This is a genomic window from Nitrososphaerales archaeon (genome assembly GCA_025058425.1).
GTDB lineage: Archaea > Thermoproteota > Nitrososphaeria > Nitrososphaerales > JANXEG01 > JANXEG01.
Genome location: JANXEG010000049.1, coordinates 1 through 9087, shown reverse-complemented (window position 1 = coordinate 9087; position 9087 = coordinate 1). Strand labels below are relative to the sequence as shown.

At 42.4% G+C, this 9087-nt stretch carries 8 protein-coding genes; 3 read left to right on the top strand and 5 right to left on the bottom strand.

Going from position 1 to position 9087, the window contains the following annotated elements; genetic code table 11:
- From nrfD to NZ896_05530, 3 genes are all read right to left on the bottom strand, one after another.
- Nucleotides 1–805: polysulfide reductase NrfD (gene nrfD, locus NZ896_05540; GenBank protein MCS7116918.1), on the bottom strand; the 805-nt coding region annotated here is incomplete at its 3' end.
- Between the two features lies 1 nt (nt 806).
- Complete coding sequence (locus NZ896_05535; protein MCS7116917.1) at nt 807–1370, bottom strand: 4Fe-4S dicluster domain-containing protein; 564 nt, start codon at nt 1368–1370, stop codon at nt 807–809.
- Nucleotides 1367–3829, bottom strand: coding sequence for a molybdopterin-dependent oxidoreductase (locus tag NZ896_05530; GenBank protein MCS7116916.1), 2463 nt, complete (start codon nt 3827–3829; stop codon nt 1367–1369). Before NZ896_05530 ends, NZ896_05535 begins: the two co-directional genes overlap by 4 nt.
- 619 nt (nt 3830–4448) lie before the next feature.
- Between NZ896_05530 and NZ896_05525 the strand changes: the two genes are divergently transcribed.
- The 3 genes from NZ896_05525 to NZ896_05515 all read left to right on the top strand — a co-directional run bounded on the left by NZ896_05525 (nt 4449) and on the right by NZ896_05515 (nt 7962).
- Nucleotides 4449–4970 (top strand): hypothetical protein, encoded by a 522-nt coding sequence (locus NZ896_05525; GenBank protein MCS7116915.1) that lies wholly within the window; start codon nt 4449–4451, stop codon nt 4968–4970.
- A gap of 141 nt (nt 4971–5111) precedes the next feature.
- Nucleotides 5112–6083, top strand: coding sequence for a GTP 3',8-cyclase MoaA (gene moaA, locus NZ896_05520; protein MCS7116914.1), 972 nt, complete (start codon nt 5112–5114; stop codon nt 6081–6083).
- 52 nt (nt 6084–6135) lie between these two features.
- A complete protein-coding gene (locus tag NZ896_05515; protein ID MCS7116913.1) occupies nt 6136–7962 on the top strand; it encodes an aldehyde ferredoxin oxidoreductase family protein in 1827 nt (608 codons plus the stop codon).
- Between the two features lie 124 nt (nt 7963–8086).
- On the opposite strand, the gene NZ896_05510 is transcribed toward NZ896_05515, so the two are convergent.
- Nucleotides 8087–8746: a hypothetical protein gene (locus tag NZ896_05510; GenBank protein MCS7116912.1), complete on the bottom strand. Its 660-nt coding sequence runs from the start codon at nt 8744–8746 to the stop codon at nt 8087–8089.
- Between the two features lie 118 nt (nt 8747–8864).
- Nucleotides 8865–9087, bottom strand: a 223-nt coding sequence (locus tag NZ896_05505) for a hypothetical protein (protein MCS7116911.1), incomplete at its 5' end; no start/stop codon positions are given.

Sequence of the window (9087 nt, the reverse complement as noted above, 5' to 3'; positions counted from 1 at the left end):
ATGCACCCATCAGAGATAGTACTGTGGCCGCTATACCTAAGACTTTGCCCTTCTTCTTGACGAGCCCCATGAATAGGGGGAGTAAGATACCTAGAATGATCACACCGACCCAAAACACGATCGCTAATCCTCCATAGGCTAAGGTCTCCGCACTCAGCTTAGCAGCCCTACTGCCATACATGGCAAGATTTATCAGTGCGAAGAGTGAGATGAGTTCTGTCACACTTAAGCCTAGCCCGTATTTCGTAGCAGATTTGGATACACTCTCATTATATATAAGAACTTTCACAAGAGATACGGCAGATTTAGAGCTACTTATCATCCACAGTAGTGGTATTAGCGCCGTGTTCCAGAATGGGATACCGGGGGTCGTCGCTATTAAAAAACCACTGTAGATCGTGAGCAGAACGCCTAGCAGTATCATAACCGATTCGAACCCTCTCGTGTCGACTACCGCACTCAACTGCTTAACGCCAGTATTTCTGATGGCTAGGAGTAGGGTGAAGAGAATTCCGAGTATAAGTAATACGATACCCACAGACATCCAGCTCCCCATCACATTGAATGTACCTCCCGCAATCGCGCTCCACAATGCCGGAATTAAGTTCCACGATCTCGATAGGTCCGCTATCACGAGTATGGTAGCTAGTACCATGGATACGAAGAGGGTCCAGCTCAATTCCTTTCTCCTCTCTTCTACACCACTCCATTTTAATAGTACATAGGCGACACTCCCCATTCCGGCTATGCCGACCAACCACAGAAACGGTCCGATCAACAATGGATGCCAGATTTCTTGGGACATATTATAATCCCACCACTATGAATTGCTTTGGTTCTGTCCCCTTATTTTCAAGTAGACGTATATAGCGGCTCCGAGCTAATCTCTGTGAAATTTCAGAGGATGGATCATCGATATCTCCGAAAGCGCGGGCTTCCGCCGGACAGACCTCAACACATACGGGAAGCTCACCAGCCTTCACCCTCTTCAGGCACTCATCCTCCAGACACTTGGTCGGAAGGCCGGTCTTAGGATCGAGCCATCTGGCTTCGTAAGGACACGCTACCATGCAGTACTTACACCCAATACACAGACTATCCTTTATCTTCACAAGGCCATCTTTATCTCTGTAGGATGCGCCCGTAGGACAAACAAAAACACAACTGGGTTTATCACACTGTTGGCACTGGACGAGGTAGAGCATCGGACGAGGGTTCAGTAGCACTACGCTCTTTATATTGCTCTGTACCCACTTCCAAGTTTTATTTTCATCTGTGGAAGAGTTGTAATTGGCGGTATTGCATGCAGCTATACAGCTTCCACAACCGATGCAACGGGATTGATCCCAGAGGTGTGCCAACCTGGTCATATCTTCCTCACCTCCACACTTGCGTTGGTAGGTGCACTTCCAGATACCGGCTCCACTTTTCCGGTTGTGAACAGGACTGGATTGATACCCTCCTTTAAGAAGTTGTATTCAGGACTTATCAAGCGGCTCGACCTTCCACCTGCGAAAGAGTATGTGTATAGCACACCCTCCCTCACTTTGGTCGTTACCCATACCTTTGCCCTCGCCTTAATACCCGTATCAATACCTTTCAATTCCACCTCATCATCGGTCGAGATGCCCAAACGTTTAGCATCATTTATATTCATCCATACCCGCCTCTCGACGAGCCATTTGGCATTCTTAGTAAAGAGTGCGTGAGCACTTATCTGCTGGTCCTTTCCATTCACAAGATAGAATTCATTGGGAGCTCGTGGGATTGTATAAGCGGGTGGTCTCCAATCGGGGAGTGGGTCCATTTTGTATGTAAGAGCGTGGAGGGTGTATATCTCTAACTTTTTGCTAGGTGTCCTCGCTTCTACAACGTACGGGCAAACTTCGTAGGCCTTCTTCTTAAGTATAAAGAAGCCATCTTTATCGAGAGCCCTCTTTATCACATCGGGTGAAAGCTTCCAAGCAGTAGCTAACCCCTCTATAATCTTCTTAGTAATTTCCTCCTCATATTCTTTAAACTTGCGAGGATCGGCATACTTCTCCGTATAACCTACGGCACGTGCCCTGTCGGGAAAGGCCCTTCTTATAATCTCCATCAGGGCCCAGAAGGCATCCCTCGCATCTACACCTGGTGGTGGGTCGAGTACTTTATGTGATTTTTGCACAGCAGCGTGCAGCGTCCATTTAACGATACCTATCTCATCACCTTCCAAGAACATTAAGTCAGGCAGTACGTAGTCACACCAGTCTACATGGTCCTGTGGAAGAATCTCAAAGGTGACTACGAGCTCCAACTTTTCGAAGGCCTTTTTCAGCTTTTCGTAATTCACATCTCGTTGGAATGGGGCAGTACCCACTATAAACAGAGCCTTGATCGGGTAAGGCTTCTCTTCCACGATACCATCGAGGACGGCATCGAAGCAGCTTGGCGTTTCTGGATACTTAAGTAGATCTATCCTCCTCTGCTTGGGTAGGGGGAGTTTATAACCGAGGATGGTCTCGACTTCTTCTCTAACCACTCTGGTTGATGGCGGGAATCTTGCATCCTCTCTGTAGCAGAGGCCGCCTTTCTTGTCTATATTGCCAACGAGTATATTCAGTGTTTGGATCGCTCTATACGCATCAAAGTCATTACCATTCTTCGAGGTGTACCAACCATCCTCAGCTACTCCTTTAGCTTCCGCAAACTCTCTAGCAATTCTAATTATGGTAGAAGCGGGTACTCCTGTAATCTTCTCTGCCTTCTCAGGTGGATACTTAGCCGCCCTCTCCTTCAATAGTTCGAGCGCGGTCTTTACTTCTACAATACCTTTAGTGGTCTCCACCGACCCCTTGTAATCTAGTGCCGGGTCTTTAGCCTTATCATGCTCCACCAACTCCTTAGTAGCTTTATCGTACACCAAGTAGGTGACGCCGGGCTTAGCTATATCTGCTCCCATAAGGGGGTGCCCATCGGGCTTGATCAAGAAGGGCGCGTTGGTATACCTTTTCAAGAAATCTTCATCGTAGAGCTTCTCATCGATTATGACATGTATCATAGATAAAGCGAAGGCAGCATCCGTTCCAGGGTAGATGGGTACCCACTCACTCGAAGAGAAGGCCAGATTGGGAAATCTGGGATCTACCACTACTACTTTAAGGCCAAGCTTTCTTGCTTTTTCTAAACTTCTCACCTGACCCATGGCAGCGTCAAGGATACGACCTATAAGTAGTAGATATCTGACATTGGCATAATCTGGATCGATCGTGGGAGGACCTGCGGCGCCAAGTGTGAACCTTCTAGCGACCGTAGAGGCCGCATGGCAAGTCCCTTCATGACCGACTACATTAGGAGTGCCCAGAGTAAACGCTATGAATGGTAAGATCCACGCCATGTGATCGTGTCTCGTAAATGCCACACTTTCAGCTCCATACTTTTCCACAACCCCTTTCAGTTTTGCTGCGATTTCATTCAAGGCTGTCTCCCAATCTATCTCTGTGAATTTTCCTTCACCCCTAGCTCCTACACGTTTCAGTGGTTTCTTAAGCCTGAGTGGATGGTTCCATATCTGGATGGCTGAAGCTGAACGGAAACACATCCCCGGTTGTGGGTGTGATAAGTTAGGCAGAATATACTTAAGATTACCCTTTTGTACGAACATCAATCCACAATTGGCACCGCATGCCCCGCAGAATAGAGGCACCCTGCCCTCGGCCTCTTTTGTACCGGTTGCGACACTATGTGACTTCACATCCTCCAACAAGACTCCAATACTTGGGGCTAGAGCGGCACCAACGGCTGCGCCAAGGCCTAATTTGATAAATTCCCTTCTTCTAAGTTTCTGCATCAAGTTTTATTAGTCAGTTCTTCTATATTATATTTTTTATTATACCTCAAGAACTATGAATGATTCCTGCACTTAAATCATCTTGAGGGAATACGTAATCGAATCTAAATAAATATTATAGCCCGGTAGTCTAGGTGCCAATCCGTAAGGGCTAAGGGTGCTGCCTCTGGATCTTACCATAGAGGTGTTAACGGTGACGGCAGTTCGAATCTCCCTCGGCTAATAACAGTTATTTCACAATATTGATAAAACCAGATAATTTGAAGAGATCTTCAATCTCCATTTATTATAAAGATTTATCGATCTTTCCTTACCGAACATTTAACTTTTATACTACTATTATTAAATTAATCAGAGAGGAAATTTGTCTTGTGAATATTGTGGTAAAGAAGAGTGGCTCCCCTTCACCTGCCCGTATTGTGGAAAAAGATTTTGTGCCGAGCATCGTCTTCCTGAGAATCATAAATGCTCAGAATTATGGATGGCAAAGCCTCCTTTACAAGGTTTTAAACTTAGGCCTGCACAGAGTTATAGAACTAAGACTTTTTCTTTTATACGTACTATACGTACCTTAAAATTCAGTTTCACTGAAGTTATTCACTTAACTATCGGTACCTTATTGGTAATACTCATCGGCCTTTCACTCATGAAATTTGCAGGACCGTGGTTCATCTTACTCCCCTCAATAACACTCTTCGCATCAGCTTTCATCCTCCATGAACTGGCCCATAAATTTGTAGCCCAAAGTTATGGATTGTGGGCCGAGTTTAGATTGAATACATTTGGAGTGATCATCACTTTAATCAGTATATTGCCGTTCTTCTTCAAAATCATCGCACCAGGTGCTGTTATAATATCAGGTTATGCTACGACCAAAGCCATAGGGAAGTCAGCGATTTCAGGTCCTTTAATAAATATCATCCTCGCCTTGATCTTAATTCTCTTCCTTCCGATAGTACCCATACCATTTCACATCATTTTAAGAAATGGTGCTTACATCAATACATTGATAGCATTTCTTAATCTACTACCGTTCGGTATGTTCGATGGATATAAAGTCATAAGTTGGGATAAGAGGGTATGGGTCTTTGTTTTTCTAACATCTATAATTCTTTTATTTGTGATATACATAAAACTTTAAAGATTGAAGTTTTGATTCAAACTTTATTAATACTAACTCATTCAAAAGTGTGTATGGTTACAATCTCTTCAATATCCTTAAATAAATGGTTTTTTAAAAATTTATTGAGTCTCAAAGATTCAAAGGTCTAAGTGGTGTAAAATGGTACTTGTCGATCGATTCAATAGACCGATTCTAGGTTTGAGATTATCGATCAATCCGAGCACCAATTGTAACTTTCGGTGCATCTTTTGTCATAGAGAAGGAGTTAGTAATCTTCAGGATCGAATGATGAGTGTTCATGAAATCGAGAGAATCGTAAGAATCCTTACCAAGTTCGGTATAAATTTTGTAAAGTTGACTGGTGGCGAACCTTTACTCAGAAAAGATATCATCGATATTATCAGTAGAATTCATAACCAAAAAGTAAATGAAATTTCCATGACTACAAATGGTACAAACCTCGACAAGCTCGCTATAGATTTGAAGAATGCCGGTCTGAATCGGGTGAACATCAGCCTTCACAGCCTTGATGAGGAGAAGTTTAAGTTGATCACCGGTGTTATGAGACTTAAAGATACTCTAAATGCCATTAAAATGTGCATCGATGTGGGCATAACTCCGATCAAGTTGAATATGGTCATTTTAAAGGGTGTGAATGATGATGAGATCGATGATATGATCAACTTCGCAGCAGATATGGGTGGTGGGGATGTGGTGATTTTACAATTGATCGAGTTGGTGAACGAGGGCAAATCGAGTAAAAATTACAACGAATTCCATTGTGACCTTACTCAGATAGAACGATCTCTAATGGAGAGAGCGGTAAAGGAGGATATAAGATCGACTCATTTTCGTCACAAGTATTTGATGCCGAATGGTGTTTGGGTGGAGGTAGTGAAGCCCATGCACAACTCAAACTTTTGTATGGGTGATAATCGAATTCGAATCACTCATGATGGTTACTTTAAACCGTGTCTATTGAGAAATGATAATCTTATCGATTTTCTCACACCTATGAGAAATGGAGCTTCAGATGATGAGTTGGCAAAACTTTTTTTACGAGCGATCGAGTTGAGAGAGCCGTTCTTTAAACCAGCACATTCTCTTCTCTACAAGAATGTTGCACATTAAGAAATAAGAAGATGACGACTCATCAATATGATTGATGATGAGGTCTACATTCATGAACTTTGAGGGTACTGGTTACCGTGGGAGAATTCTCAGAATCGATCTGACCAAGAATAAAGTTACAGTACAAGAGTTCGATAAAGCCTTCAGTAGATTGTACTTGGGTGGGAATGGTTTTTCGATCAGGATCATTTTGGACGAACTTAACCCATCGATCGACCCATTCGATCCTGAAAATATCTTGACATTTATGACAGGCCCGGCTACAGGTACCATTATACCTGCAACTACAAGGTTCCATTCAGCATCAAAATCACCACTTACGAATCAATACTTTGATTCGACATGTGGGGGCAAATGGGCCAGAGTTATTAAACTCGCTGGTTACGATGGTATTGTAATTAAAGGTAGAGCGGAGAAACCGACACTCCTCTACATACGTGATGGAGAGGTCGAATTGAAGGATGCAAGTGCATATTGGGGTAAAAAGACTACCGAATCTCAACAGATGCTGAAGAAAGACCTCAATGAACCAGATCTAGAGTCGATAGTTATAGGGCCAGCTGGGGAGAACCTTGTTAGGTACGCATGTCTGTTATCTGGCTTTAGAGTTTCTGGTAGGGGTGGGCTTGGGGCTGTGATGGGCTCGAAGAATCTAAAGGCTATATGTGCAAGTGGTGAAGGTGAGATCACTTTGGCCAATGAAGATAGAGCTAGAGATTACATAAGAGGTTTGGTGAAGAAGCTCGTTGATGCGACGAAGGCGCTAAGAATCTTAGGAACACCATCGATCGTCTTCACAACATCCATGCTTGGAATATTAGGTACGAGAAATTGGAGGGAGGAGTACTTTGAGCACTGGGAGAAGTTGAGTGGCGATGTATTGATGAAAAGATTCTATACCAATAAGAGTACTTCATGCTTCGCTTGCCCGATCTCATGTGGTAAGCATTCAAGAGTTGTCGAAGGTAAACATGCAGGCACTGAAGCGAGAGGGCCGGAGTATGAAAATATCTACGCTTTCGGTTTTGTATGTGGGAATTCTTCCATGGAGGATGTTATAGCAGCGGTACATAAATGTGATGAATTAGGTTTAGATACGATCTCCACTGGTGTAACTATAGCCTTCGCGATGGAGTGTTTTGAAAGAGGGTTGATAGATAGAAATGATACCGATGGGCTCGAGCTGAAGTTTGGGAATTGTGAAGCTATGCTCGAGATGATCGAGAAGATCGCCTATAAGAGGGGTTTCGGCAAGGTCCTCGCTGAGGGTTGTAAAAGGGCTTCTCAAATCATAGGTAAGGGCTCTGAGTACTTTGCGATGCATATAAAAGGATTGGAGCTGCCAGCGCACTCCCCAAGGGGTGTCTATGGTCTGACTTTAGGTTATTCGACATCGACGAGGGGTGGTAGCCACCATGACTATAGGCCGACGGCGGAGTATAGTATAATAGATAGGGCGAAGATCGATGGGAAGCCCGAATGGGTAATAGAGGTTCAACATATGACCGCTGTAGGAGATTCATTAATCATCTGTAGATTTACAGAGAGGGCGTTGGGATTTTCATTAACTGAAGAGTATGTAAAGATTGTAGATTTAGCTACGGGGTTCGATATCGATCTTACGGAGCTCAAGACTATAGGGGAGAGGATATACAATATGGAGAGGCTCTTCAATGTTAAATGTGGAGTGGCAAGAAAGGATGATACTATACCGAAGAGGTTAATGATAGAGCCGATACCCGAAGGACCTTCTAAAGGTATGCATGTAAAACCACAGGTATTAGAGTTAATGAAAGATAAGTATTACGAATTAAGAGGATGGGATAAAGATACTGGGGCACCAACTATTGAGAAACTTAAATCTCTAGGTATCATTTAATGAGTGTAAAGGTAGAGTAATATCGTTATAAATTTTGAGAATAAAATGATCTTACCTTTCCTCTTACTTTAGTGATCGTGTACATTATAACATTAAGATTCTATTTTCTCATATAAAGCACTTTTTAACTTTTAGAAGGTTTTGTCACACGTACGCTAAACTCCTTAAGGAGAGTAACGGTACCGATTGTAGCACCCTCTTTAACCTCTGCCGCCACCTCAACCATATTGTTTTTCGAATATGCTGAAAGTTTGTAAATAGTTGTGGGCGCATTCATTACCAAATTCATTACCAAATCTACATCTACTGGGTTCTCGTAATAAACAGTGTAGGTACCACGTGAAGTTTTAAGAATCTGCTTCGACATTTTAACTAACCTATTACCTAAATCTTCCGCTAATATGGATAGGGATCTTTTATCTGAAGTATTAATTGCATGAAGTTCTCTAGAGATGAACCTTTTACTGAATTCTATAGCTACGTTAAGTCTATCCTTTCTTCTGAAAGCTTTGAGGAACGGGTAGTATAACAAGGAATGTCTAGGGGCTGTTGTGAGTAGTAAGTAAGCTTTATCACCACCATCTAGTATATATTTAGCTCTATAACCAACTAAGTATCCTAAAAGTACATACTCTTTATCCTTAGGTTTAAAGGACTTTTCTAAGTCTTCAGTAACTCTCTTGATGAGTTTAATCATCTTCCTTCTCATTTTAAAGTACCAAGGGATTGAGGCAAAGCTCAAGAATATACCGATTAAGAATAAGTAAGTGAGCAACTCATTCATCACTATCAAACTCCATCACATATAAACTATGTTCACCCTAATCCTTTTTATTTCTACAAATTTTCAATAAGGTTGTAGCAACTTTTAAGCCTTTCACCTATAATTTAAAATTCTTACTCTAATGAGAAGATTTAAAGGTTTGTATCTTCCCTTCTAACTCAGCTATATCTCTTAAGCTTTCGGTTGGCTTACCTAAATGCTCTACCAAAGCATAATTCACACCATGTGACCTTACGGTATCTAAGTAACGTTTTTGCATATCTGCAACCCCTAATCTCTCAGCAACATCTTCTCGCAGGATTTTATTTAAGACTAGTAACTTAGGTTTAACCTCAAGTCTA

Bases quoted from the DNA above. Each gene is read 5' to 3' on its own strand.
- moaA (MCS7116914.1), top strand. From the start codon at position 5,112: ATGGTACTTGTCGATCGATTCAATAGACCGATTCTAGGTTTGAGATTA.
- NZ896_05515 (MCS7116913.1), top strand. From the start codon at position 6,136: ATGAACTTTGAGGGTACTGGTTACCGTGGGAGAATTCTCAGAATCGAT.
- NZ896_05510 (MCS7116912.1), bottom strand. From the start codon at position 8,746: ATGAATGAGTTGCTCACTTACTTATTCTTAATCGGTATATTCTTGAGC.
- NZ896_05535 (MCS7116917.1), bottom strand. From the start codon at position 1,370: ATGACCAGGTTGGCACACCTCTGGGATCAATCCCGTTGCATCGGTTGT.
- NZ896_05530 (MCS7116916.1), bottom strand. From the start codon at position 3,829: ATGCAGAAACTTAGAAGAAGGGAATTTATCAAATTAGGCCTTGGCGCA.